The organism is Streptomyces sp. NPDC088745, from assembly GCF_044751045.1.
Lineage (GTDB): Bacteria > Actinomycetota > Actinomycetes > Streptomycetales > Streptomycetaceae > Streptomyces > Streptomyces cremeus.
The window spans coordinates 195,952-219,163 of record NZ_JBIVLB010000006.1 but is presented as its reverse complement, the minus strand read 5'-3'; the positions used below and the strand labels follow the sequence as shown (position 1 = coordinate 219,163).

Here is a 23,212-nt window from a genome sequence, read left to right as displayed (position 1 = left end):
GGGGCGGGGGGGGGGGGGGGGGCCCCGGCCGGGGGGGGGGGGGGGGGGGGGGGCCCGGCCCCCGCCCCCCCCCCCCCGCGGGGCGCCCGCCCGGGGGGGGGGGGGGGGGGGGGGGCGCCGGCCCCCCCCCCCCCCCCCCACGGCCGCGGCAGCGCCCCCGCCCCCACACGCCCCACACACCCCCACTGCGAAGGTCCCCCCATGTTTTCGCTTCCCCCCAACGCGCCAGTTCCCCCCGTGCAGAACCACCGACAACGTCCCGGCAAGACCTTATGGAGAAAACGAAGATGGCTACCCGCAGAGGATTCATCGGCAGTGCCACCGGTATCGGCGCGACCGCCTTGCTCGGCAGCGCCGCGTCGCCGAGCTTCGCGGACGTTCCGCCGCCCGAGGCCGGCGGGGCCGCCGAGGCGGTGAGCCAGCAGACGGCGCGCTCCTCGATGCTCGCCGTCAACGCCGGAATGCGTTCCAACTACGCCACCCTGAAGGCGGAGCTGATCAAGCACCTCTCCCCCGTGGTCGTCGTGCAGAACGACGCCAAGGGCGGCCGGTTCACCCTCGTGACCAAGGACGGCCAGGAGTCCGCCAACCCGGTGTCCGAGACGTTCGAGCTGGCGAAGTCCATCGCTCACGTCCCGCTCGGCATCTTCTCCGTGATCGCCTCCTACCTGGCGGACAAGATCCCGAACCTGCCCAACGCGAACCGCATCGACCCGCACGACCTCGTCATGGTCGCGTTCAACGACGACAAGTCGACCGCGTGGATCCCGCCGCTCCAGGCGTACGCCACCAGGCTCGCCACCGCCCGCCGCCAGCTCGCCTCCGCCGGCCTGCCCCCGGCGCTGGCGACGTCCTGCGGCAACATCCTGACCGCCGGCCTGAAGTTCATCAGCACCTCCGTCGCGGCCAAGACGTTCGACATGGCGTCGTTCGAGGCGTTCTCCGGCAGCGTCTACCCGGACATCCGCGTCAACATGGAGCACGCCTCGCAGGCCCAGATCAAGGGCGTGCAGGACATCATGAAGACCTGGCGCACCAAGGTCGGCGAGGCGGCGTGGGCCGACCTGTACTGCGTGGTGCTGTCGCAGTGGACCACGAGCGTCCTCAACCAGAACACCATCATCCTCAAGGACTGCATGAACGCGGCCAAGGTCGCCACCCACCTGATCGACCTGCCGGGCCTGGAGACGCCCGCGGACCCGGTCTTCACCGCGCTCGACAACCTCGCGCGGATCGTGCAGGACAACGTCGCCGCCGAGATGGTCTTCCCCAAGGACACCAAGGTCGCCGACGCGCTCAAGGGCCAGCAGGACCTGCTGTCCGACGAGATCCTCAACCAGCTCGGCAAGGGCACGGCCCTGCTGGCCGCGCCCAGCTACAACACGGTCGCCTCGGGGGTGTGCCCCGTCCCGCACTGACCCCGCCCCACCGCGCCCGTCCCCCTGCGACGGCGGCTGTGCAGGGGGACGGGCCGGCGGCCCCGTCGGCGCTCAGGCCGAAGCGCCGGACTCCGGTTCGATCAGGCCCTCGCGGTAGGCGATGCCGACGGCCTCGGTGCGGCTCGCGGCACGCAGCTTGGCGAGGATGTGGGAGACGTGGACGCTCGCCGTCTTGCCGCTGATGTACAGCTCTTCGCCGATCTGGCGGTTGGTGCGGCCCCGGCCCAGCAGCCGCAGCACCTCGCTCTCCCGGGCGGTCAGATCGGCGATCCGCTCCCCGGCGGCCGGTGCGTCCGCCAGCCGTCCGCGTCGTACCAGGGCGTCGAGGGCGTCCCGCAGCGGTACGGCGCCGAGCCGCACCGCCGTGTCCCGGGCCGCGTACGCCTGCTCGGCGGCCTCGTCGCGGCGGCCGGCGGCGAGCAGTGCCTCGGCGAGCCGCCTGCGGCAGCGGGCGAGTTCGTAGGGCTCGCCGTAGCCGAAGGCGGTCACCGCCCGCTCCCAGGCGGCGACGTCCGGGCCGGCGGCGGCGCGCACCGCCTCGGCCCGGGCGCGGGCCAGCCAGGCCAGGCCCTCCGGGCCCAGCTCGGTGCCGTCCCCGTGGGCGGCGGTGGTCCGGGCCAGCTCCTCCAGCTCTGCCGCGGTCCGCGTCCAGCGGCCGGCGCCCTCCGCGTCACCGGCGCGGCGGGCCTCCTCCGCGGCGTCCGCGACGGCCGACAGGGCGAGCGCGGCCAGCCGGACCAGCACGTCGGGCTTGTCGGTGGGCACGCCCGCCGCGAGGGTGTCGACCGCGGCGCCCAACTGCCGTACGCACTCCTCGGCGTCGCCGCGCTGCGCGGCCGCGTCGACGAGCACGACGCTCGTGACGAGCGAGACCATCCAGTCCGGGGGGCCGTCCAGCAGCGCGCGGGCGCCCGCGACCGCCGCGTCCGTCTCGCCGCGCGCCAGGGCGACGTACAGCGCGGGAGCGGCCGCGAAACCGGAGGCGGTGAGCTCGGTGACGTCGGCGGCCGCTCGTACGCACGCGTCCCAGCGGCCCAGGGTGTAGAGCAGCAGGGACCGCAGGTAGTGCAGCTCCATGGCGTACTGCGAGGAGAGGAGGCCCGCGCGGCGGGCGCGGTCGAGTCCTTCGCCGACCCGGGACAGGCACGCGTCCATGACGCCGCACTCGTAGCAGCCGAGGGCCAGGTGGTACAGCGCCCGCATCTCCACCTGGAGGTTTCCCGCGGCACGGGCCAGCTCGCGGGCCTCGTCGAGTCGTTCGCGGCCCCGCTCGCTGCGCCGGCCGGGCGGTTCGAGGGCGACCAGTGAGATCATCAGGTCGGCCCGGGCGTCCGCGAGCCCGAGCCGTTCGGCGACGTCCAGGGCCTGTCGGGCGACCCGCCCGGCGTCCGCGTCGCGGCCCACGGACCGGGCGGCGATCACGTGGGTCGCGGCCGCCCACACCCAGGTGCGGGAGGGCGGCTCGGCCGGGATCAGGGCGAGTGCCTCGCTGCTGTAGGCGAACGCGGCCTCCAACTGGTCGATCCTGATCAGGTTGTCCGCGAGGGTGTAGCGCACCCGGGCGGCGAGTTCGGAGTCGACTTCCGAGCCGCCCCGCGCGAGCGCGGAGCGGGTGAGCTGCACCGCGCGATGGGGGTCCCCGGCGTGCGCGGCGGCGGCCGAGGCGCGCAGGGTGAGCGTGACCGGGTCGCTGTGCCCGGGGCGCGCGGACGCGTCCACCACGGCCAGAAGTTCGAGCGCGGCCTCCAGGTGGCGCAGCTCTTCGGCGGGTGCGCGCAGGTGCTGGGCGTGGTCGGCGGCTTCGAGGGAGGCGGCCAGCGCGTCGGGCAGGTCGTGGCCGGCGCGGGAGTGGTGGGCCCGCTCGGCCGCGCTCGCGGGTGAACGGCCCGGCCCGGCGAGGAGCGCGGCGAACACCCCGTGCAGTCGGACCCGTTCGCCGGGCAGCAGATCCGCGTAGACGGCCTCGCGGGTGAGGGCGTGCCGGAAGGAGTACGTCATGGCGTCGTCGGTGACCAGCAGTTGGTGGCCGACCGCCTCGCGCAGTGCCGCTTCCAGCTCCTCCTGCGGCAGTCGCACGGCGTCGCGCAGCAGGTCGTGCCCGACCCGGCGCCCGGCCACGGCCGCCGTGCGCAGGACCTGCTGGGCGGTCTCCGACAGTTGCTCGACCCGGATGAGCAGGACGTCGGCCAGTCCGCTGGGCATGGCGGCCGGGTCCGCCGCTCCGCCGCCCCCGGGCAGCGCGGCGAGCAGTTCCTCGGCGTAGAAGGCGTTGCCCTCGGCGCGCTCCACGATGCGCCGTACCGCGGTGTCGGAGACGGGGCCCGTGCGGTGGGCGTGCACGAGCCGGGCCACGTCGGCGTCGGCCAGCGGGCGCAGTTCCAGCCGGTCGACGGCGGGCAGCCGGACCAGCTCGGCGAGCAGGGGCCGCAGCGGGTGGCGGCGGTGCAGGTCGTCCGTGCGGTACGAGGCGAAGAGCGCGAGCCGGTGGGGCGGGGCGCCGGGCGTGGGCCGTTGCAGGACGCCCCGGCTCAGCAGGAAGCGCAGCAGGTCCCGGGAGGACTGGTCGGCCCAGTGGAGGTCCTCGACGACCAGCAGGAGCGGGGCGAGGGCCGTCAGGTCGGCGAGGAGGCCGGCGATGCCCTCGAAGAGCTGGAGGCGGCCGCCCGCGTCGGGTGCGGGGCCGGTCCCCGTGGCCGTGCCGATCAGCCGCCGCACCGCGGGGTACGCGGCGAAGGCCGGGGCGAGCCGTTCGTCGGCGGCGGCCGCGCCGAGGATCTCCGTGAAGGGGAGATAGGGCAGGCCGACGTCCCCGAGGTCCACACAGTGCCCGGTCAGGACGGTCATGCCGGTGGCGGCGGCGCGCGCGGCGGCCACGGTCAGGGTGCGGGTCTTGCCGACGCCGGCGTCCCCGGCGACGAGGACGGCACGCGGGTCGCCGGCCACGGCCCGCTCCAGCACGCCGGTGAGCCGGGCGAGTTCGTCCGTCCGGCCGACGAACGGGGTTTCGGTTGTCTGGGCCACGGACCCATCCAAGCACGCCCGGCGGAGCCCCTTCCGGCCTGGTCCGGTCGGGCGCGGGGGTCCTCCTCGACGAGCCGGCGCACGGTGCGCGGCGTCGAACGGAGGGCGCCGAACCCTGCCGGGCCGAGGACGAAGCCGACCCGCGGGCCGGTGGCGAAGCTCTCGGGCGGCCCCGAGACGTGGACGGTGATGTCCGGGGCGGTCGCGGCCGGCGGCGGGGGCGGGTCCTCGGCCGGGCAGGCGCAGGGGGCGTCCTCGGCGAGGAGCGGACCGTACCGCCGGGCGATCCCGATCAGGCGGGCGCGGACGGCGGCCGGTACGACCCGGCCCAGCGGGCCGTGCGGCGTGGGCACGGTGCGGGTGGATCGTCTCCCGCCCCGTGGGCGAGGCCGCCGCCGAGAGCGCGCTGCACCACGTCGCCCCGGTCGGCGAGAAGGAGGACTACGTCGCGCGCGCCCGGCGCACCATCGGGCCCTGCCTATATCCGCTATCCGCTCCCTCACCCGCACCGGCCTGACCGACGACCCGGCCCGCGCGTGCGTCCGGCCCCCTCCCGCAGCGGGAGGGGGCCGGAGGGCGGGGCGACGGGGGTCGCCGGCGCCGGGGAGCCGGAGCTCAGCCCTTCAGCGCGTCCTTGCCCTTTTCCTTGGCCTGGCGGGCGTCGCCCTTGGTCTCCTCGGCGCGGCCCTCGTTCTCCAGGCGCTCGTTGCCGACCACCTGGCCGACGGTCTTCTTGACCTTGCCCTTGGCCTGCTCGGACTTGGCCTTGGACTTCTCGTCTGCTGCCATGATCAGCTCCCGGTGGTGTGGTGGACGACTGTGTACTGGTCCGTTGTGAGGTCGGGTGTCCCCGACGAACCGGTCGAAACGTGCGGACGCCCGTAACGGCAGTGACGGTCGTCACGGTCGTTGCGGGCGCGGTCCGCACCTACGCGTCGCGGCGCGGGGCCCCCGGTGCCGGACCGGCGTCCGACTCCGCCGCCCACCGCCGGCTCCACACGAACAGCGGCTGGAGGGACTCGACGAGGTCCTCGCCGAGCCGGGTGAGGTGATAGCCGTCCTCGCGCAGCGCGACCAGGCGGACATCGGCCAGCTCGCCGAGCCGGGTGCTGAGGACGCTGGAGGACATGCGCCCGCACCGGCGCTGCAACTCGCGGAAGCCGCCCGGGGCCTGGCTCAGCTCCCACAGGATGAGCAGCGTCCAGCGCCGTCCCAGCAGATCGAGTGCGGCCATGACCGGACGTCCCGACGAGGACCCCCGCACCGGTACGCCGGGCCGCGGTGTTCCGGCTCCCATGTTCCCCTCTCCTCCCTTGCGCTTCGCTTCTCGAAGCAGCATAGTGATGCGAAAATCGAAGCACCGCCGACGGGAGTGCCGATGTCGCGACTGGCCCTGCTGGAACCGCCGTTCGACGACCGGGCCGGCGCGCTGCTCGCGCGCATGATGCCCGGGGAGGCACCGCCGATCGGGCTGTTCCGGTTGTTCGCCCGGAACCTCCCGATGGCCGGTGCCATGCACGGATGGGGGCGCTACGAGCTGGGCCGGCAGCTCACCCTGAGCATGCGGGAACGCGAGATCGCCATCGACCGGACCTGTGCGCTGTGCGGCTGCGAGTACGAATGGGGCGTGCACATGATGACGTTCGCCGAACGGGTCGGTCTCACCCGTGCACAGGCGGCCTCCCTGGTGCACGGCGGCCCCGCCGACGCCTGCTGGACGTCCGAGCGGGAACGGCTGCTCGTCCTCGCCGTCGACGCGCTGCACGAGCGCTCCGACATCGATGACGCGCTGTGGACCCGGCTCGCGTCCGTCTTCGACGAGCTCCAGCTACTGGATCTGCTGCTGCTGTGCGGGTGGTACCACGCCGTCAGCTTCGCCGCACGCGCCGCGCGCGTACCGCTCGAACCGGGCGCGCCCCGCTTCGCCGACTTCCGTCCCGCCGGGACCGGGACGTGTCCGCGTACCACTTCACGGCCGGACGGCTCCGGCCGGACACAGGAGGTGTCCATGCCCAAGGGCTACTGGGTCAGTGTCTACCGCACCGTTTCCGACCCCGAGCGGCTGGCCGCCTACGACAGGCTGGCCGGTCCGGCCGTCGAGGCCGGGGGCGGGCGGGTCCTGGCCAGTGGCGGCCGTGTCGCCGCCCGCGAGGCCGGAAACATGCACCGCGTCGTGCTGATCGAGTTCGACAGCCTCGACCGGGCCGTCGCGGCGTACGAGAGCGAGGCCTACCAGAAGGCGCTGGTGGTCCTCGCCGACTGCGCCGAGCGCGACTTCCGCATGGTCGAGGGCCTCGGCTGACCGACGGGCCGCGCGGACGCGTTCAGGGCGGGCGGGTACGCCGAACCAGCAGCCGGGACCCGGCAGTTCTCCGAAATCACGCGCGGAGGATCACGCGGAGGAGGAAAGCCGGTCGCGCACCCAGCCGACATCAGGGTTGGTGTGCGGTCGGCCCGCCACGACGACGGTCGGCACGGTCTCGTTGCCGTCGTTGGCCGCTCTCACCTGTGCGGCTCCTTCCGGGTCGCGCCAGATGTCGACCCAGTGCAACTGCCGGGCGCTGCCGCCCAGCCGGACGCGCAGCCGTATGCAGTACTTGCAGCCCGGCCGCCAGAGGACCACCGGTCGGCCGTCGACCGCGCTGCGGCGTTCGGCCTCGCGCGCACCGATCGACCTCGGGAAGACCAGGGGCGAGTCCACGCCCGCGAGCGCTAGGAAGGCCAGCAGGAGGGCTGCGCCCGTACCGGGGCTCCCCGTGGCGATCTGCCCGGCCGCGACGGCGGAGCCACTGAGGACGAGGAGCACCGGCAGGATCCAAGCGCGCATCATGGTGATGCAGGCTACCCATGCGGCGAACCGCACCGCCGGGCGCTCGCCCCGGTGAGCACCCGGCCGCTGCGACCTGCTCCGCCCCGGCCGCCAGTGCGTCGTCGGCTTCCGCCTCGGCGGGGGCTGCGGCGACGCCCACGCCCGCTGCGCGGAGACCATCGCCGGCACCGGCGCGGCAGCCACGGCCGGGACACGGCACATCCGCAGCGCAGCGGCGGCGTCGGCGTCGGACATTTCGGAGACCTGGTGGCGTCTCCGCGGTGGCGACGACGACGGAGCCCGTGCCGGTTCGCCGCCGGAGCGGCCCCCGTTCACGGCGAGGTGGCGGTGACGTCACCACTCCGCGCCCGCAGCAGCACGCAGTCCGCGCCTTGCCGCCCGGCCTGACGGGTGCGAGGCTTTCGGCCCCTGTTCCGTGTCCCACCGTGGAGGCCCCCCGGATGTTGACCTGGCGTCGGCTTGCCGAGCACGACTTTCCGCTGCTGACGTCCTGGCTGGAGCAGCCGCACGTGGCCCGGTGGTGGAACCACGAGACCTCGCCCGACGCCGTGTCCCGGGACTTCGGGCCCGCCGCCCGGGGCGAGGAGCCCTCGGAGGACCTTCTCGTCCACCTCGGCGACCACCCCGTCGGCCTGATTCAGCGGTGCCGTCTGTCCGACTACCCCGACTACCTGGCCGAGCTCGCTTCCCTCATCGAGGTGCCGCCCGGGGCCGTGACCATCGACTACCTGATCGGCGACCCCCGCCAGGTGGGCCGGGGGCTCGGCCCCCGGATGATCCGGTCGGTCGTCCGGGCGACCTGGAACGACCACCCCGACGCCCCCTGCGTCCTGGTGCCGGTGTCGGCGGCCAACCGGGCGTCCTGGCGGGCGCTGGAGAAGGCCGGGCTGCTCAGGGTCGCCGAGGGCGAGTTGGAACCGGACAACCCCGCGGACGGACGCGCCCACTACCTCTACCGGATCGATCGGCCGGACGCGACCGGACCGGACGCCCTGCGGCACGGATCAGCGCACGGCTGACCGCCCGCACGGTCAGTCCTCGGTGCCGGGGTCGACCTCGGGGTGCGTGAACCGCACCGGCCTGCCCAGCGACCGGGCGTAGGCGATTTCGGCCCGGGTGCTGTCCCCGACGCAGTCGCCGACCACGAGCACCTCGTCGGCGAGCCGGATCTTCGCCCGGTGCAGATCGTCGAGCCGTGCCTTCAACGCCTCGGCGTCGGCGGGAGCGGACCAGAGCGGGTGCGGTGACTTCATGTCGCAGCCCGGCTTGACGACGATCCTTCCGGCTGCGGTCTCCCGCAGGTCGGCCTCGTTCATCGCGGCCATGAAACGGGTGGAGCCGCAGATCACGACGATGCGCGGGAGGCCCGACAGCTTTTTCGCATCGCTCATCGCCCTCTCGGCGGTCGCCGGTCCGACGGCCGGGCCCATGGCGCGGGCGTCCTCGTTCGGTTCGGCCTTCTCGTGCCCGGGTGGAAGCGGCATGCGTCGAGCATCCCCGACGGAGTAAGGGCGGACAAGGGCCGCGCCGGCGGGGTCCGTGCCGGGGCGGCCGGGGTACCGCGTCAGGTGGCGTCCGCGGTGAGCGGGAGGGCGGCGGCGAGCCACGCGTCGGCGATCAGCCGGTGACCGAGGGGGCTCGGATGGACGCCGTCCGGGGCGAGTTCGGCCGCCTCGTGGTCCCGTGCCGCGTGCAGCAGGGCGAGGTCGGCGCGGACCACCTGGGCCCCGTGGGCCCGGGCCGCCCGCAGAACGGCGTCGGTGCGGGGCAGGAGGTCGTCGAACCAGCGCTCCTGGTCCGGGGTGACGGGAAGCAGGAAGGGGGTGATGACGACCAGCCGCGCCGCGAGGGTCCGCGTGGTGGCCGCCAGAAGGCGGCCGAGGCACGCCTCGAACTCCTGGACGGGGCTGGGGAGATCGCGGTCGTAGCGCCGCCAGGTGTCGTTGATCCCGATCTTGACGGTGACCACGGTGGGGCCGAGGTCGGTGACGTCGGCGGCCCAGCGGGGTTCGAGGTCGTACACGCGATTGCCGTTGAGCCCCCTGTTGACGACCCGCGGGGGCCGCCCGGCCCCGGCGTCCGCCCGCTCGCGCAGGGTCCGCGCGATCTCGTGGACGTATCCGTCGCCGAGGGATGCGGGGTCCGTCCGGTCGCGGCCCGCGTCGGTGATGGAGTCGCCGATGAACAGGAGCGTGTCGTTCTCGGTGAGGTGCGTGGGTTGTGTGAGGCGCATGTGTCCCTCCCCGTGCGTGGGTTGCGTGAGGCGCGTGTGTCCCTCTCCGTGCGTGGGTTGCGTGAGGCGCGTGTGCCCCTCCCCGTGGGTCTGTTGCTCGCGGTGCACAAGATTCTCGCCGTGCGTCTGTTCCTCGTCGTGCATGTGTTCCTCGCTGTGCGTGTCTGCCGTCCGGCATCCGGCATCCGGCGTACTGCGTGCTGCGTGCTGCGCGGAGGCGGGCCCTGCGCTCGCGCGTCCGTCACCTATGGCCGAGGCGCCGCCGGTCGGCCCGCGGCCCGCCGCAGCGTCGCGGCCTCGCGGGCCAGTACGGCCGGATCGTCGCCGGGTACGAATTCCAGCAGGGCCTCGATCCCCCGGCCGTTCACCCGGCGCAGGGCCGCGGACCACAGGTCCTCGCGAGCGGCCAGCGGCAGGCGGCTGTTGCCCGGCCACCACGAGAAGACGTGCACGGCCGTGACCCGGTCTCCCAGCTCGGCCAGTCCTGCCAGCGCCTCCTCGTCGGGGGTGTCCAGCGGGGGCTGCCAGTAGGTGCGGACATTGTCCGCTCCCACCTCGTCCAGCAGCCGGACGGTGGAGGCGACGGTGTCGGTCAGCGTTCCCATGTGGAACTCCGTCGCGAGCTCCAGCCCGTGGTCCGCCGCGATCCGCGCCGCCTCCCGCAGGCCGGCCGCGGTCGTACGCCGTGCGTCCGGCGCGGTGGCGGCCGACCCGGTGCCGCCCGCCCAGACCCGTATCCGTGGCGCGCCGAGGAGCACCGCCGCGCGGGCGACGGCCGGGAAGCCGGCCGCCTCGCCGGGCGAGGCGCGGAAGTAGGAACCGTACGAGCAGCAGACCAGCCCGTGCCGGTCGGTCGCCTCGCGGACCGCGCGGACGGTGGCGGGCTCCCCCGGCGGCGCGTGCACATCGGCTCCCCACTCGACCGCCTCCAGGCCCGCCCGCGCGGCGCACCCCGCGACCTCGGCGGCGGGCAGCCGGCGGAAGGTGACCGAGCACAGGCCGAGCGTGGTCGCGCCCGAACCGGGTCCGGCCGGCGGGCGGGCCGGGGTGTCGTCGTCGGTCATGCCGCACCTCTTCTTCTCGGTCATGCCGCGCCTCTTCCACTTCTCGGTCACGTGACTGCCTCTGGTTGTTCCACGCCCGGCGCGACCTCTCGCGGGAGGCGTCCCCGAGGAGCGGGGCACGGGCGGACCGAATCCGCCCGTGTCCCGCTCCGGGGGCGGTCAGGGGGCGTTCGGGCCCACGTCCGCGGGGGTGAGAGGACGCCGGAGGGCGGGGGTGGTCGCGTACTCGTCGGCGCCGATGTCGCGCGCACTGCCGCGCGGGTCGCCGTCGATGTCGTCGGCGACGGTCGTGCCGGTCAGCGTGGCGGCGCCGATGGCCGGGCTGCCCGCCGACAGGCGCAGGACGCCGTCCGGTCCCGCGACGAGCAGGGGGTCGGCCCGGGTGAAGCCGCCGACGGGAATGTTGCCGTTGGCGGCGCTGCCCCAGAGCATGTTGGACTGCCAGGTGAAACGCGTGGTCTCGCCCATCGCGACGAGGCTGGCCGCGTCGGCGACCAGCAGGTTGTCGGCGACGACCACGTCCTGCGGACGGTGGGTTCGGTTCTCGCCGACGAGCGTTTCGGCGTTGTTCAGCAGGGAGTTGTGCACGATCACCGCGCGGTCGACGGCGTCGTTGCCCCTCCGCTCGTCCTTCGTCTCGTCCTTGTGGTGGTCGCGCGTGGAGCCGCTGCCGATCACCAGGGCACGGCCGGACAGTCCGCTGAGGTGGTTGTTGACGATCAGGTGGTCGTTTCCGTAGAGGCGGATGCCCTCCTTGCCGCCGATCAGGTAGTTGCCCTCCACGCGGTTGCGGTTGCCGTGGCGCAGGACGATTCCGCCGAGGCTGTCGCGGACGGTGTTGTACCGGACGGTGTTGCCCGAGGACTTCACCGAGATCGCCTCGGGGTCGCCGTCGCAGCGTTCGAACAGGTTGTACTCCACCTTCGCCGCCGCGTCGGACAGCGCCCGGCCGCTGTAGCCGAGCCGGATCGCCTCGCCGCCGTTGTCCCCCGGGTAGCTGTGGTCGGAGAAGTGGTTCCTGAAGACGTGCAGGTCCTTGGTCATCTCCGTCGAGGTGGAGCCGCCGGGGCCGTCGAGGACGATGAAGATGCCCGCGGTGGTCTTGTCGTGGAAGTGGTTGCGGTCGATCTTCGTGCCGTTCGCCCGTACGGCCACCCAGTCCAGGTCGCCGGTGCCCGCGAACTGGAAGTCATTGCGGGTCAGCCGGATCGACGAGCAGCTCGCCGGGATCTCCATCTGCGTGCTCTGGCGCAGCGCGAAGCCGCTGATGACGATGTTGCTCGAATTGCTGAGGACGAAGCCGCGCTCGCCGCGCAGCACGGCGCCGCCGCGGGTCCTGGCGACGATGGTGATCGGCGCGGAACCGGTGCCGTTCTTGCCGGATATCTTGATCGAGCTTCCCGACGGGACGGTGTAGGTGCCGTCGGCGACGACGATGCGGTCACCGGGTACGGCGCCGTTGATCGCGCTCTGGAGTTCGGCCAGGGAGGCGACCGGCTTGTCCGCCGCCGAAGCGCTGCCCGACAGCGCGGTGCCGAGGGGCACGGCGGCGAAGGCTGCCAGCGCGCTGCTTCTGAGGAACGTGCGTCGTTGCATGGGCTCTCCTGGGCATACGGGCGGGTACCGGCGGGGAGGCGACCCCGCCGGGGGGCGGCGGGTGTTCTCAGCGGGCCTGCGGACCGACGTCCGCCGGGGTCAGCGGGCCGCGCCTGGGCGCCCACCGCGCGTACTCGTGCGCCCCCACGTCCCGGGCCCGGCCGCGCGGCCGGCCGTCGATGTCGTGGGTGACGCGCGGCCGACGGAGCGTGCCGGCGTTGACCGCCGGGCTGTCGGCGGCCGGCCGCAGGACGCCGTCGCGCCCCTTCACCAGCTTCGGGTCCTTGCGGACGCCCCCGCCGGCGGGCATGTTGCCGTCGGCGGCGGCTCCCCACAGGAGGTTGCCGGACCAGGTGAAACGTACGGTGTTCGCCATCTCGACCAACTGGCCCGCGTCGGCGACGAACAGGTTGTCGGCCACGGTGACGTCCCGCGGCTCGTGCGGGCGGTGGCTCTCGCCGGAAAGCGTGCCCTGGTTGTTCACCAGCGTGTTGTACGCGACGAGGAGCCGGTCGGGGGCGTCGTTGCCGCGTCGCGCCGCGGGCGTTTCGTCGGGTCCGTGGTCGCGCGTGGAACCGCTCCCGATGACCAGGGCGCGGCCGGAGAGACCGGCGAGGTAATTGTTGACGACGACGTGGTCGTCGCCGTAGATCCGGACGCCTTCCTTGCCGCCGATCAGGTAGTTGCCGTCCACCCGGTTGCGGTTGCCGTGGCGCAGGACGATTCCGCCGAGGCTGTCGCGGACGGTGTTGTGGCGGACGGTGTTGCCCGAGGACTTCACCGAGATCGCCTCGGGGTCGCCGTCGCAGCGCTCGAACAGGTTGTACTCCACGACCGCGCCGGCGTCGGACAGGGCCCGGGGGCTGACGCCGAGCCGGATCGGCTCGCCGCCGTTGTCGCCGGGGAAGCTGTGGTCGGAGAAGTGGTTGCGGTACACGTGGACGCGCTGGGCCATCTCCCGCTCGCCCGCGCCCTCGATGCCGAGGTAGACGCCCAGCGTGGTCTTGCCGTGGAAGTGGTTGTGGTCGACGACGCTGTCGTCCGCGCGCACCATCACCCAGTGCAGGCCTGCGACGTCGGCCAGGTGGAAGTCGTTGCGGGTGAGTCTGATGTGCGCGCAGTCCGGGGGGATGTCCAGGGTGCTGCTCTGGCGGAAGGAGAAGCCGCTGAGGGTGATGTGGCGGGACCCCTCCAGGACGAAGCTCTGCGCGCCGTCGAGCACGACGCCGCCGGGGGTGCGGGCGCAGATGGTCACGGGGGCGTGCCGGGTGCCGCGCTTGCCCCGGATGGTGAGGGGCCGGTCCGGCGGGACGGTGTAGGCGCCGTCGGCCACCACGATCCGCTGCCCCGGGCGTGCCCGGTCGATCGCGGCCTGGAGTTCGTCCAGCGAGCCGACGGTGGCCGGGCCCGCCGCCGTCGCGGCGGAGGCCGGCCCTGCCGCGACGGGCAGGGCGGCCAGGGCCGCCCCGGTCGCGGTGCCCAAGAGGAACGTACGACGCTGCATGATGCCTCCGTGAGGTGGTGGTGCGGGGGTCGTCGGGGCCGGGGTGCGGGTCAGCCGTCCGCCGGGTCGGACGGGCCGGACAAGTCGGCCGGGTCGGCCGGGGTGTCCAGGAAGAGCTCGATGACCGGCACGGGGGTGTCGGGTCGCCGGACCGGGATCTCCAGGGTGAGGGTGCCGGCGGGCTGTCCGCCCATCTCGGTGTTGACCGCGGGCCGGTCCGGGTCGATGTGGACCCGGACGATCTCGGACGCGTCGTGCAGGAGCTGGGCGTAGCGCACCCGTCCGGCGAGGCCCGGCAGGTGCAGATGGCGCAGCGGCCAGGCGAGGAGGTGGACGTAGAGCCGGTCGCCGCGCTGGGTGTACCGGCATTCGGCGGGCGCGGTGTACGGCGAGGGACCGCAGCCGCGTACCGCCCGCTCGTGCGTCCGCGTCCACCGGCCGATCTCCGCGAGGGCCGCGCTGTCGCGCGGGTCGAGTTCGCCGCGCCCGGTGGGCCCCACGTTGAGCAGCAGGTTGCCGCCCTTGGAGACCCCGTCGACGAGCATGCGGATCAGCAGGTCCGCGCTCTTGTGGTCGAGGTTGTCGCGGTCGTAGCCCCAGCTCCCGTTGAGGGTCTGGCAGGCCTCCCAGAGCACGGGAGACCCGTCGGGGGCGGTCATCGGTCCCGACGGCTGGTACTGCTCGGGGGTGACGAAGTCGCCGGGGAGGCCGGTCCTGTCGTTGACCAGGATGTGCGGCTGGAGTTCGCGGACCGTCTTCAGCAGGTTCGCGGAGTCCCAGTCGTCGGGGCCCTTGCCGCCCCACCAACTGCGCCCCGCGTAGGAGAAGTCGAAGAAGAGGTAGTCGATCCGGCCGAACGAGGTGAGCAGTTCGCGGACCTGGCCGTGCAGATAGCGCTGGTAGTCCTGGATGTCCCGGTCCGCGTGGGCGGCCTTGAACTCCTCGTCGTCGCGCTGCGGGTGGGTGCCGTCCACGGGGAAGGAGGGGTGGTGCCAGTCGATCAGCGAGTAGTAGAGGCCGACCTTGAGCCCCTCGGCGCGGCACGCCTCGACGAACGGTCCGACGAGATCGCGCCCGTACGGGGTGTTGGTGACCTTGTACGAGGTGAGGGCGGTGTCCCACAGGCAGAAGCCGTCGTGGTGCTTGGCCGTGAGGACGACGTACCGCATGCCCGCGGCCCGTGCCGCCCTGGCCCACTGGACCGGGTCGTAGCGGTCGGGGTCGAAGTGGTCGAAGTAGACCTGGTACTGCTCGTCGGTCAGTCGCTCCCGGCTCTTGACCCACTCGTGCCGGGCGGCGAGGGAGTAGAGGCCCCAGTGCACGAACATGCCGAACCGGGCGGCGGTGAACCAGGCGGTGTCCGGGGCCTCCTCACGGGCGGGGGCGGCGGGCGGGGGCGGCGGGGTGTCGCTGTGCGCGGGCATGGGGAGGTGCTCCTTGTCGTCGCCGTCCGGTGCGGAGGGGGGTGCACCGGAGGGCCGGTGGTGGTGGGGCGGCGGTGGGCCGGCGGGGTGCGGCGGCTGCCGGGTCAGCCCTTCAGGGCGCCGGAGGACAGCCCGCTGACGAAGGACCGCTGGAAGAGCAGGAAGACGATCACCGAGGGCAGCAGGGCCAGCAGGGCCGCGGCCATCACCACGCCCGGGGTGACGTCGGGATCGATCCGCAGTGTCCGCAGGGCCAGCGGGAGCGTGTACGAAGAGGCGTCGACGGAGACCAGGAGGGGCAGCAGGTACTGGTCCCAGATCATGGTGAAGCCGAAGACCCCGATGACGCCGAGAGCGGGCTTGCACATCGGCAGGATGATCTGGAAGAAGATCCGCAGATCGCCGGCCCCGTCGATGCGGGCGGCCTCCTCCAGCTCCCGGGGCACGTCCCGCATGAACTCGGTCATCACCAGGATGGAGAAGCCCCACGCGCCCAGCGGAACGATCATTCCGGCCAGGGTGCCGATCAGGTTGAAGTGCAGGACCGGCAGGTCGGCGAGGATCAGCGACAGCGGGAGGGCGAGGATCTCCTCGGGCAGCATCAGCGTCGCCAGGACGGCGACGAGCACCAGCGTCATCCCCCGGAAGACCTTCCTGGCCAGCGCGTATCCGGCCAGGACGGACACGGCCACCTGGAGCAGCAGCCCGAAGCCGACGACGAAGAACGAGTTCAGCAGGTACGTGAGCACGCCCTGGTCGAAGGCAATCCCGAAGTTGTCCAGCGTGACGCCCGAGGGGACGACGCTGAGCTGCGTCGGGTCCTTGACGTTGCCGAAGGCACTGACGAGCAGCGCCAGCAGCGGTCCGGCGAAGACGAACAGGACCAGCAGGTAGACGACGGCCTTGAGGGCGCGTCCGCCGACGCTGCGGCTCTCGGTGAGCCCCAGCGCGGTCTCGGTCGGGGCGTTCCCGCCGGGCGCGGACCTGTTCGGCGCGGCCTTGGCCGGGGCGGCCTTGGCCGGGGCGGTCTTGATCGGGGCGGTCTTGATCGGGGCGGTCATTTGCTTTCCCTCCGCCGCAGCAGTTGGACGACGACGGTCAGGATCAGCGTCGCGACGAACAGCAGGACGGCTCCCGCCGCGCCGACGCCGAGCCGGTTCTGCTCCAGGCCGAGCTTGTAGATGAGGGTCATGACGACCTCGGTGGAGCCGTCGGGCCCTCCGTTGGTCAGCAGGAACACCTCGGTGAACACCCGCAGTCCACGGATCGCGGCGAGGATGAACAGGATCGAGAACACCGAGCGCAGTCCGGGCACCGTCACGTACCGCACCCGCTGCCACCGGGACGCGCCGTCGACCTTGGCGGCCTCGTACAGCCCGCGGTCCACGCCCGTCAGACCGGCGAGGAAGATCATCATGTCGTAGGGAGCGCCCCGCCAGATGCCGGTGACCATGATGGAGGCCATCGAGGAGTCGGGGTCGTTGATGAACCCCGAGGGGCCGAACCCCACCAGGCCGAGGAGGGAGTTGAGCATGCCGTCCTGGGTCGGGTGGTACATGATCCGCCACAGTTCGGCGACGACCGCGATGGGCACCACCACCGGCAGGAAGGCCGCGGAGCGCACGAATCCCAGGCGGCGGCTCTGGCCCTCCATCAGCAGCGCGAGGGCGAGGCCGAGCGCCATCGAGCCGGCCGTCTGCCCGGCGGCCAGGACGACGGTGTGCCACGCGGCCTCGCGGAAGCCGAGGGACTGGAGCACGGTGGTGTAGTTCTGGGCGCCGACCCAGGTGTTGCCCAGGTAGGGCTGGACGTCCTGGAAGGACATGGTCAGCGCGCTGGCCATGGGGATGAACTTGAAGTACAGGAAGAGCAGCAGGGCGGGAGCGAGGAAGAGCCAGGGCGTCCACCACCGGCCCGACCTGTGCCCGCGCCTCCGGCCGCCGGGCTCCTCGCCCCGGCGGCCCGCGGCGCGGGTGGCGGGGCGGGCCGCCGGGGGTGCGGCCGGATCGGCCTGGTCGAGACTCATGACGCGGCGATCCCCTGCTCCTGGAGAATGCCGGCGAGCTGCTTGTCGAGCTCGCTCAGCTTGGTCCGCAGGTCCAGGCCGCAGTCGGCCATCAGGGCGTTCACGGTGTCCGCCGTCGCCTGGCGCACCGGGGTCCAGTTGGGGATGGACGGCGCGTAGCGGCCGGAGTTGCGGTACGCGTCGGAGAAGGTCTTCCAGCGCGGGTCGGGGCGGACCTGGGTGATGTCCACGGTCTGGTTGACGGGGAGCTGCACGACGAAGCCGGTCTTGCCCTCCATCCCGACCTTCTGGCCCTCGGGGGAGATCGCGTAGTCGAGGAAGGCGTCCTGGCCCGCCATGTTCTCCGAGCCCGCCATCAGGTAGACCGAGCCGCCCTCGGCGAGGACCGTGGCGTCCTTCGGGCCCTTGGGCATCGGCACGACCTCGTACTTGTCCTTGCCGAGGCTCTCGTCGAAGCGCGGCAGCAGGTACGGGCCGACGACGTACATGCCGGCCTTGCCCGCCTCGAACGTCTCGTTCGTCGGCGGGGTGTCCATGGTCACGGAGCCGGGCTGGACGGACTTGTCCCGGCAGCCCAGGTCACGGAACCACTGCATGGTCTCGACGGACGCCTTGCTGGTCATGGCCGGCTTGTACGTGCCCTTGCCGGACTCGGTGATGAAGTCGCCGCCGGCGGCCCACAGGAAGTTGGAGAAGTACCAGGAGGCGTAGCCGCGCTTGGTGGAGAGCGGGGCGGCGAGCCCTGCGGTGTTCGCCTTGCCGTCGCCGTCGGGGTCCTGGGTGGTGAAGGCCTTGGCCATCGCGGTGAAGTCGGCCCAGTTCTGCGGGACGCCGAGCTTCAGCTTCTCCCGCCAGTCCTTGCGGATCAGCAGGGCGGATGCCTGGGCCGAGTACGGGAGGGAGTACTGCTTGCCGTCTCCGCTCTTGCCGGAGTCCAGGCCGCGTTCGATGACGTCCTTGCTGTTCTTGATCCTGCCCAGGTCGATCTCCCGGAGCAGTCCCTGGCTGTGCATCGCGCCGAGCTGCGTCACGTCGTTCATCACGATGTCGGGGAGGTTCTTCTGGGCGGCCCGCTGCTGCAGCTTCGTCTCGAAGTCGTCGAAGATGGCCGTGACCTTGACCTTGTGGCCGGTGGCCTTCTCGAAGCCCTGGGCGAGTTTGAGCGCCCCCTTCTCGCCCGGACCGCCCGGCGTCGTCCTGGTCCAGAGCTCCAGGGTCGCCTTGGTGTCCTGCTTGGCGTTCACTCCGGCGGGACCGGACGTACAGCTGGTGAGGACCAATGACGAGGCGAGGAAGCCCGCGCCGATCCATCGCGATGTGTGCATCACAACTCCTGTTTCGCGGCTGACCAGTTGACCCAGAAAGCGCTTGCTCGGAAGGTAACGGGGTACGAAAGGGCGGTCAATACTCCGATGAATACGAAGATTTCTGTGATCTACGGGTGACTTTCACCCGGACGACATTTCAGAGATCCGATGTATGGTCCCTGCGAGCCGCCCGTGAACAGGCAGAGAAGAGAGACGACATGAGTGAGCCGGCCACCGTCCCGACCGCCCTTCTGGTCATGGAGGAAGAACGCCGGGCGGACGTCTATCCGCCCGAGGCCCTGGCCGGGATCGGCCGGCTGGTGCACTGGCAGGGCCCGCCCCGCACCCGGGAGCAGCTCGCCGCGGACCCCTCCGTACTGGACGGGGTCGAGATCCTGCTCACGGGCTGGGGCGCGCCCGTGCTGGACGCCGGCCTGCTGGGGCACGCCCCGGCGCTGCGGGCCGTACTGGTCGCGGCGGGCTCCGTCCGGCACCTGACCACGCCCGCCTTCTGGGAGCGCGGCATACCGATCGTCTCCGCGGCGGCGGCCAACGCCGTTCCGGTGGCGGAGTTCACCCTCGCCCACGTCCTCCTCGGCCTGAAGCAGGTGCACCGGGTGGCGCGGGACACCGCGAGCAGCCGCGCCTTCCCGCGCGACGTGGCCGTGCCGGGCGCCTACCGGTCGCGGGTGGGCCTGCTGGGGCTCGGGCACATCGGGCGGCTCGTCGCGGCCCACCTGGCCCGTTTCGACGTGGACGTCCTCGCCACGGACCCCCTCGCCACCCCGGAGTCCGCCCAGCGGGCGGGCGTGCGGCTCGTCGGCGTCGAGGAGCTGTTCGCCACCTGCCACGTCGTCAGCCTGCACGCGCCCCTGCTGCCCGAGACCCGGGGCACGGTGGGGGAGCGGCTGCTGGGCTCCCTGGGGCCGGGCGCGACGCTGATCAACACCGCGCGGGGCGCCCTGGTGGACGAGGCGGCGGCGGTGCGGGTGCTGCGCGACAGGCCCGACCTCACCGCCGTGCTCGATGTCACCCACCCGGAGCCTCCGGACCACGACTCACCCCTCTTCGACCTGCCCAACGTCGTTCTGACGCCCCACATCGGCGGTGCGATGGGCGCCGAGCGCAACCGCCTGGGACTGCTGGTCCGCGACGAACTGGACCGTTTCGTCCGGGGCCTGCCGCTCCAGCACGCCATCGACCCCGGCCACGCGGCTTCCCTGGCCTGACCCCGTACGAGCTCGTACGGGGGGCGTGGCCGGTCACGGGCTCCTCCTGCGCGCGGTGCGCGCCGCGCGCGCGGCGGCGCGCAGGTCCCGGTGGCGGCCGGGGCCGGCCAGCCCGAGGTGGTAGAGGTGCAGTTCGTCCGCGCCGGCCCCGGCCAGGTCCGTGACGTACGAGGCCATGTCGGGGACCGCCTGCGCCGCGACGGCGGTGACGTAGCTGCCGACGGCCACGGTGGGCGGAAGGCTGCGGCGGGCGTGCGTGACGGCGTCCGCGCCGGCCGCGCCGGGGGTCCAGTTCTGGAGCACCACCGCGTCGACGCCGGCTGCGGCGGCCGGGGTCAGGCCCGGGAGCGCACCGGTCTCCCACGGGTCGAGCGAGCCGTGCAGGACGATCCGGGTGCCGGCCCCGACGGCGGCGAGCACACCGCGGCGGAGCCGGTCGGTGCTCCGCTGCCGGGTGGCGAGGACCGTGGCCCGCACCGCGGCGGGCAGTTCGTCCCGGGCGGCGAGCAGGTCGCCGCCGTCCATCAGCCGGCGGACCTCGGTCCGCAGGGCGCCGCGCACGTCCTCGGCGCGCGCGCCGGACCCGGCCCAGCCGGCGGCGCAGGCCGGGCAGCAGCACACCGAGAGCAGCCGTGCGACGGCGGGGGACCAGACGCCGTCGGTCTTCTCGTGCTGGTGCTGGTGCACCGCGCCGAGCGGGCCGCAGGCTTCGAGGACGACCGAGGCGAGGTCGAGTCCCGCCACGCACTCGGCGGTCAGCGTCGCCGCGTACGCCCGGACCTCCGGCTGCGCGGGGCACAGCGCCCACGGGTAGCCCTCGCCGAAGCAGTTGCGCACGGCCAGGTGCGGGAAGGCGGTGCCCAGCCGGGAGTTGTGGGTGAGGACGATCCAGGCGGCGGCGGGCATCCCGGCCGCGTTCAGCGCGCGGACGGCGTCCCCCGCGCTGTCGGGGCCCGCGACCCAGTCCGCCGCGGCCGGGCGCAGCGCCGCCGCGCGCCAGGCCTCCTCCCGCACCGGGCGGTAGAGCGCCGCGTGCCGGGCGAGCACCGAGGAGCCGGTGGGCGACCAGGGGGTCGCGGCGCGGGCGCTGTGGTAGGACACGGCGACGGCGACCTCGTCGACGCCCGTCTCCCGCGCCCGCTCCACGAACCCCGGCGCGTCGAGCACGTCCCACGGATAGGCGTAACCGACTACGCGCACCGCTTCACCACCGTGCCGTGTGCGGCTGGAAGGAGGGGTCGAAGTTGCGCATGTACGTCACGTCGTCCCGCTTGGTCTGCCCGCACCGGAGGTAGTCCTCGTGCGCCCTGGCCAGGGCGTCCGGGTCCAGCTCGACGCCCAGGCCGGGCCCGTCGGGGACGGCGACCGCGCCGCCCTCGAACTCCAGCGCGCCGGGGGCGACCACGTCGACCTCGCGCCACGGCCAGTGCGTGTCGCAGGCGTACGTCAGGTGCTCGGTGGCCGCGGCGACGTGCACCATCGCGGCGAGGCTGATGCCGAGGTGGCTGTTGGAGTGCATGGACAGCCCCACGCCGAAGGCCTCACAGGTCTTCGAGAGGGCCTGGGTGTCGCGCAGGCCGCCCCAGAAGTGGTGGTCGGAGAGGACGACGCCGACGGCCCCGGCCCGGAACGCGGGTGCGAGGTCCTCGAAGCGCACCACGCACATGTTGGTGGCCAGCGGCATGCTCGCCCGCGCGGCGACCTGCGCCATGCCGTCGATGCCCGGGGTCGGGTCCTCCAGGTACTCCAGGACGCCGTCCAGCTCCCGGGCGACGCGGATCGAGGTCGGCACCGTCCAGGCCGCGTTCGGGTCGATGCGCAGCGGGTGGCCGGGGAAGGCGTCGGCGAGCGCGAGGACGCCGTCCCGCTCCTGGTCGGGGTGGAGCACGCCGCCCTTGAGCTTGATGGAGGTGAAGCCGTACCGGTCGATCATCTGCCGGGCCTGGCGGACCAGCGCCTCGGGGGTGAGGACCTCGCCCCAGTGGTCCTGGGTGCCGTCCGCGTGGGCCCCGTACTTGTAGAAGAGGTACGCGGAGAAGTCGACCTCCTCGCGCACCCGCCCGCCGAGCAGGTCGACCACCGGCCGGCCCAGGCGGCGTCCCTGGGCGTCCAGGGCGGCGACCTCGAACAGCGCGTACACGCTGGCGACGGTCTTGCTCACCGAGAAGCCGCCGGTCAGGCCGTGTTCGTCGGCGAACACCGCCCCGCCCAGGGTCCGTGCCACGGTGCGGCGCAGGCCGGGCAGGTCGAACACGTCGCGCCCGGTCAGCTCCGGCGCCACCTTCCTGATCTGGTCGAGGAAGGCGAGGTCGCCGTAGGACTCGCCGAGCCCGACCACGCCGTCCTCGCAGCGCAGTTCGACCACGCTGCGCAGGGCGTACGGCTCGTGCACGCCCATCGCGTTGAGCAGTGGCGGGTCGCGGAAGGCGACGGGGGTCAGGACCACGTCGACGATCTTCATCGGCGCGCCCCGTCCCCGTCGAGGGCGGCGAGCAGCGCGTGGCCGTCCTGGACGATCCTCTCGAGCCGCTCGATCTGCCGCTCCCCCGGTTCCACGAGCGGTGGCCGTACGCCGCCGACCCGGTCGCCGCGCAGTCGTGCGGCGGCCTTCACCAGGGAGACCGCGAAACCGGGGGTTTCGTCCCGCAGCGCCACCAGCGGCAGGTAGAACCCGGCCAGCAGCGCCTCGACGACCGTGTCGTCCCCGGCCGCGAGCGCGCCGTGGAAGCGGACCGCGATCCGCGGCGCGAAGCAGTGCACCGCCGACGAGTAGCGGGGCACCCCGATCGCCTTGTACGCGCGGGCGGAGACCTCGGCGGTCGGCAGTCCGTTGAAGAACAGGAAGTCGTCGGCCCGCGGCGCGCCCGAGCTGCGGATCGAGGTGACGATCCGGGACATCAGCTCGACGTCGCCGACGCCGTCCTTGAGGCCGACCACGGACGGGAGGTCGAGCAGCTCCACCGCCGAGGCCGGGGTGAACGCGCCGTTGGAGCGGTGGTAGACGACGACCGGGACGCCGGTGTCGCGCACCGCGTACCGCACGTGGTCGACGAGGCCGGACGGCGGCCCCGACACGAGGTAGGGCGGCAGGAGCAGGACGCCGTCGGCGTTGCCCTCCTGAGCCGCCAGGACCCCGGCCCTGGCCGTCGCCGCGCCGCCGCCGGCCCCCGCCCAGACCGGCACCCGGCCGGCCACCACCTCGCGCGCCCTGCGCAGGAGGGCGGCGTGCTCGTCGGCCGTCAGCGCGCTGAACTCCCCCGTCCCGCAGGCGATGAACAGGGCTCCGGCGCCGCCTGCGACGTGCCCCTCGACCATTTCGGCGAAGGCGTCCAGGTCCAGGTCCAGGTCGCGGGTGAAGGGGGTGAGGGGAAAGGCGAGCAGGCCGTCGAGTTCCGGGGGTGGTTGCGCCATCACGTTGCCGCTCTTTCGTCGGGAGGCGTTCACACGATTCATGTATGTGAACTGCGTCTGCTATCGTGAGCAGTATTCATGGACCCGAATACTGTCCCGGGACGTTAATGTGGCGTGACGTACGTGTC

Annotated in this window: 21 protein-coding genes and 2 pseudogenes; 7 read left to right on the top strand and 16 right to left on the bottom strand. The window is 73.2% G+C overall.

Annotation, left to right across the window (positions count from 1 at the left end; translation table 11 throughout):
- Window positions 1-287: 287 nt before the first annotated feature.
- Entirely contained in the window at window positions 288-1,418 is a 1,131-nt protein-coding gene (locus tag ACIP93_RS18435; RefSeq protein ID WP_345219622.1) for a hypothetical protein, read from the top strand.
- Window positions 1,419-1,490: 72 nt separating this feature from the next.
- On the opposite strand, the gene ACIP93_RS18430 is transcribed toward ACIP93_RS18435, so the two are convergent.
- The gene (locus ACIP93_RS18430) at window positions 1,491-4,460 is read right to left on the bottom strand and encodes an ATP-binding protein (RefSeq protein ID WP_401760158.1); all 2,970 of its coding nucleotides are present in this window, start codon (window positions 4,458-4,460) and stop codon (window positions 1,491-1,493) included.
- Window positions 4,461-4,839: 379 nt separating this feature from the next.
- Between ACIP93_RS18430 and ACIP93_RS18425 the strand changes: the two genes are divergently transcribed.
- Window positions 4,840-4,977: a hypothetical protein gene (locus ACIP93_RS18425; RefSeq protein ID WP_401760155.1), complete on the top strand. Its 138-nt coding sequence runs from the start codon at window positions 4,840-4,842 to the stop codon at window positions 4,975-4,977.
- A gap of 98 nt (window positions 4,978-5,075) precedes the next feature.
- Here ACIP93_RS18425 and ACIP93_RS18420 read toward each other — a convergent pair whose 3' ends face one another.
- Both ACIP93_RS18420 and ACIP93_RS18415 read right to left on the bottom strand, forming a co-directional pair.
- Complete coding sequence (locus ACIP93_RS18420) at window positions 5,076-5,249, bottom strand: CsbD family protein (RefSeq protein WP_345219619.1); 174 nt, start codon at window positions 5,247-5,249, stop codon at window positions 5,076-5,078.
- Between the two features lie 139 nt (window positions 5,250-5,388).
- Window positions 5,389-5,757 (bottom strand): winged helix-turn-helix transcriptional regulator, encoded by a 369-nt coding sequence (locus ACIP93_RS18415; protein WP_401760151.1) that lies wholly within the window; start codon window positions 5,755-5,757, stop codon window positions 5,389-5,391.
- Between the two features lie 81 nt (window positions 5,758-5,838).
- On the opposite strand from ACIP93_RS18415, the pseudogene ACIP93_RS18410 reads away from it, so the two are divergent.
- Together ACIP93_RS18410 and ACIP93_RS18405 are read left to right on the top strand one after the other, a co-directional pair.
- Window positions 5,839-6,186 (top strand): annotated as a pseudogene (locus tag ACIP93_RS18410) (carboxymuconolactone decarboxylase family protein); the annotation flags it as partial.
- A gap of 282 nt (window positions 6,187-6,468) precedes the next feature.
- Window positions 6,469-6,762, top strand: a complete 294-nt coding sequence (locus tag ACIP93_RS18405; RefSeq protein WP_401760619.1) for a DUF1330 domain-containing protein — start codon at window positions 6,469-6,471, stop codon at window positions 6,760-6,762.
- Between the two features lie 90 nt (window positions 6,763-6,852).
- Here ACIP93_RS18405 and ACIP93_RS18400 read toward each other — a convergent pair whose 3' ends face one another.
- Entirely contained in the window at window positions 6,853-7,290 is a 438-nt protein-coding gene (locus ACIP93_RS18400) for a glutaredoxin domain-containing protein (RefSeq protein WP_401760618.1), read from the bottom strand.
- Between the two features lie 440 nt (window positions 7,291-7,730).
- Between ACIP93_RS18400 and ACIP93_RS18395 the strand changes: the two genes are divergently transcribed.
- Window positions 7,731-8,309, top strand: a complete 579-nt coding sequence (locus tag ACIP93_RS18395; RefSeq protein ID WP_401760148.1) for a GNAT family N-acetyltransferase — start codon at window positions 7,731-7,733, stop codon at window positions 8,307-8,309.
- A 12-nt stretch (window positions 8,310-8,321) separates the two neighbouring features.
- Here ACIP93_RS18395 and ACIP93_RS18390 read toward each other — a convergent pair whose 3' ends face one another.
- The 7 genes from ACIP93_RS18390 to ACIP93_RS18360 form a co-directional block, all read right to left on the bottom strand.
- Entirely contained in the window at window positions 8,322-8,681 is a 360-nt protein-coding gene (locus tag ACIP93_RS18390) for a hypothetical protein (protein WP_401760616.1), read from the bottom strand.
- 173 nt (window positions 8,682-8,854) lie between these two features.
- Window positions 8,855-9,523 (bottom strand): SGNH/GDSL hydrolase family protein, encoded by a 669-nt coding sequence (locus ACIP93_RS18385; RefSeq protein ID WP_345219615.1) that lies wholly within the window; start codon window positions 9,521-9,523, stop codon window positions 8,855-8,857.
- A gap of 245 nt (window positions 9,524-9,768) precedes the next feature.
- Window positions 9,769-10,611 (bottom strand): sugar phosphate isomerase/epimerase family protein, encoded by an 843-nt coding sequence (locus ACIP93_RS18380; RefSeq protein ID WP_401760144.1) that lies wholly within the window; start codon window positions 10,609-10,611, stop codon window positions 9,769-9,771.
- Between the two features lie 135 nt (window positions 10,612-10,746).
- On the bottom strand, window positions 10,747-12,183 hold the full coding sequence (locus ACIP93_RS18375) for a chondroitinase-B domain-containing protein (protein WP_401760141.1): 1,437 nt from the start codon (window positions 12,181-12,183) through the stop codon (window positions 10,747-10,749).
- Between the two features lie 67 nt (window positions 12,184-12,250).
- Complete coding sequence (locus ACIP93_RS18370) at window positions 12,251-13,687, bottom strand: polysaccharide lyase 6 family protein (protein WP_401760138.1); 1,437 nt, start codon at window positions 13,685-13,687, stop codon at window positions 12,251-12,253.
- A gap of 50 nt (window positions 13,688-13,737) precedes the next feature.
- Window positions 13,738-15,111: an alpha-L-fucosidase gene (locus ACIP93_RS18365; protein ID WP_401760135.1), complete on the bottom strand. Its 1,374-nt coding sequence runs from the start codon at window positions 15,109-15,111 to the stop codon at window positions 13,738-13,740.
- Window positions 15,112-15,215: 104 nt separating this feature from the next.
- On the bottom strand, window positions 15,216-16,058 hold the full coding sequence (locus ACIP93_RS18360) for a carbohydrate ABC transporter permease (RefSeq protein WP_401760614.1): 843 nt from the start codon (window positions 16,056-16,058) through the stop codon (window positions 15,216-15,218).
- Here ACIP93_RS18360 and ACIP93_RS18355 point away from each other — a divergent pair.
- Window positions 16,048-16,131 (top strand): annotated as a pseudogene (locus tag ACIP93_RS18355) (hypothetical protein); the annotation flags it as partial. The gene ACIP93_RS18360 and the pseudogene ACIP93_RS18355 sit on opposite strands and share 11 nt — an antisense overlap.
- 37 nt (window positions 16,132-16,168) lie before the next feature.
- On the opposite strand, the gene ACIP93_RS18350 reads toward ACIP93_RS18355, so the two are convergent.
- On the bottom strand, window positions 16,169-17,137 hold the full coding sequence (locus ACIP93_RS18350) for a sugar ABC transporter permease (RefSeq protein ID WP_345219609.1): 969 nt from the start codon (window positions 17,135-17,137) through the stop codon (window positions 16,169-16,171).
- The gene (locus tag ACIP93_RS18345; RefSeq protein ID WP_401760131.1) at window positions 17,134-18,462 is read right to left on the bottom strand and encodes an extracellular solute-binding protein; all 1,329 of its coding nucleotides are present in this window, start codon (window positions 18,460-18,462) and stop codon (window positions 17,134-17,136) included. The genes ACIP93_RS18350 and ACIP93_RS18345 overlap by 4 nt, the downstream gene beginning before the upstream one ends.
- Before the next feature lie 200 nt (window positions 18,463-18,662).
- On the opposite strand from ACIP93_RS18345, the gene ACIP93_RS18340 reads away from it, so the two are divergent.
- A complete protein-coding gene (locus ACIP93_RS18340; protein WP_401760129.1) occupies window positions 18,663-19,673 on the top strand; it encodes a hydroxyacid dehydrogenase in 1,011 nt (336 codons plus the stop codon).
- Between the two features lie 33 nt (window positions 19,674-19,706).
- Here ACIP93_RS18340 and ACIP93_RS18335 read toward each other — a convergent pair whose 3' ends face one another.
- From ACIP93_RS18335 to ACIP93_RS18325, 3 genes are read right to left on the bottom strand one after another with little or no spacing between them, the layout of a single operon-like run.
- Window positions 19,707-20,873 carry a hypothetical protein gene (locus ACIP93_RS18335; protein ID WP_401760126.1) on the bottom strand — a complete coding sequence of 389 codons (1,167 nt, stop codon included), beginning with the start codon at window positions 20,871-20,873 and terminating at the stop codon, window positions 19,707-19,709.
- 4 nt (window positions 20,874-20,877) lie between these two features.
- Window positions 20,878-22,134 carry a glucarate dehydratase family protein gene (locus ACIP93_RS18330; protein WP_401760124.1) on the bottom strand — a complete coding sequence of 419 codons (1,257 nt, stop codon included), beginning with the start codon at window positions 22,132-22,134 and terminating at the stop codon, window positions 20,878-20,880.
- Complete coding sequence (locus ACIP93_RS18325) at window positions 22,131-23,084, bottom strand: 5-dehydro-4-deoxyglucarate dehydratase (protein WP_401760121.1); 954 nt, start codon at window positions 23,082-23,084, stop codon at window positions 22,131-22,133. The genes ACIP93_RS18330 and ACIP93_RS18325 overlap by 4 nt, the downstream gene beginning before the upstream one ends.
- Between the last annotated feature and the right edge of the window lie 128 nt (window positions 23,085-23,212).

Bases quoted from the DNA above. Each gene is read 5' to 3' on its own strand.
- ACIP93_RS18435 (WP_345219622.1), top strand. From the start codon at position 288: ATGGCTACCCGCAGAGGATTCATCGGCAGTGCCACCGGTATCGGCGCG.
- ACIP93_RS18420 (WP_345219619.1), bottom strand. From the start codon at position 5,249: ATGGCAGCAGACGAGAAGTCCAAGGCCAAGTCCGAGCAGGCCAAGGGC.
- ACIP93_RS18415 (WP_401760151.1), bottom strand. From the start codon at position 5,757: ATGGGAGCCGGAACACCGCGGCCCGGCGTACCGGTGCGGGGGTCCTCG.
- ACIP93_RS18405 (WP_401760619.1), top strand. From the start codon at position 6,469: ATGCCCAAGGGCTACTGGGTCAGTGTCTACCGCACCGTTTCCGACCCC.
- ACIP93_RS18400 (WP_401760618.1), bottom strand. From the start codon at position 7,290: ATGATGCGCGCTTGGATCCTGCCGGTGCTCCTCGTCCTCAGTGGCTCC.
- ACIP93_RS18395 (WP_401760148.1), top strand. From the start codon at position 7,731: ATGTTGACCTGGCGTCGGCTTGCCGAGCACGACTTTCCGCTGCTGACG.
- ACIP93_RS18390 (WP_401760616.1), bottom strand. From the start codon at position 8,681: ATGAGCGATGCGAAAAAGCTGTCGGGCCTCCCGCGCATCGTCGTGATC.
- ACIP93_RS18385 (WP_345219615.1), bottom strand. From the start codon at position 9,523: ATGCGCCTCACACAACCCACGCACCTCACCGAGAACGACACGCTCCTG.
- ACIP93_RS18380 (WP_401760144.1), bottom strand. From the start codon at position 10,611: ATGACCGAGAAGAAGAGGTGCGGCATGACCGACGACGACACCCCGGCC.
- ACIP93_RS18375 (WP_401760141.1), bottom strand. From the start codon at position 12,183: ATGCAACGACGCACGTTCCTCAGAAGCAGCGCGCTGGCAGCCTTCGCC.
- ACIP93_RS18370 (WP_401760138.1), bottom strand. From the start codon at position 13,687: ATGCAGCGTCGTACGTTCCTCTTGGGCACCGCGACCGGGGCGGCCCTG.
- ACIP93_RS18365 (WP_401760135.1), bottom strand. From the start codon at position 15,111: ATGCCCGCGCACAGCGACACCCCGCCGCCCCCGCCCGCCGCCCCCGCC.
- ACIP93_RS18350 (WP_345219609.1), bottom strand. From the start codon at position 17,137: ATGAGTCTCGACCAGGCCGATCCGGCCGCACCCCCGGCGGCCCGCCCC.
- ACIP93_RS18345 (WP_401760131.1), bottom strand. From the start codon at position 18,462: ATGCACACATCGCGATGGATCGGCGCGGGCTTCCTCGCCTCGTCATTG.
- ACIP93_RS18340 (WP_401760129.1), top strand. From the start codon at position 18,663: ATGAGTGAGCCGGCCACCGTCCCGACCGCCCTTCTGGTCATGGAGGAA.
- ACIP93_RS18330 (WP_401760124.1), bottom strand. From the start codon at position 22,134: ATGAAGATCGTCGACGTGGTCCTGACCCCCGTCGCCTTCCGCGACCCG.
- ACIP93_RS18325 (WP_401760121.1), bottom strand. From the start codon at position 23,084: ATGGCGCAACCACCCCCGGAACTCGACGGCCTGCTCGCCTTTCCCCTC.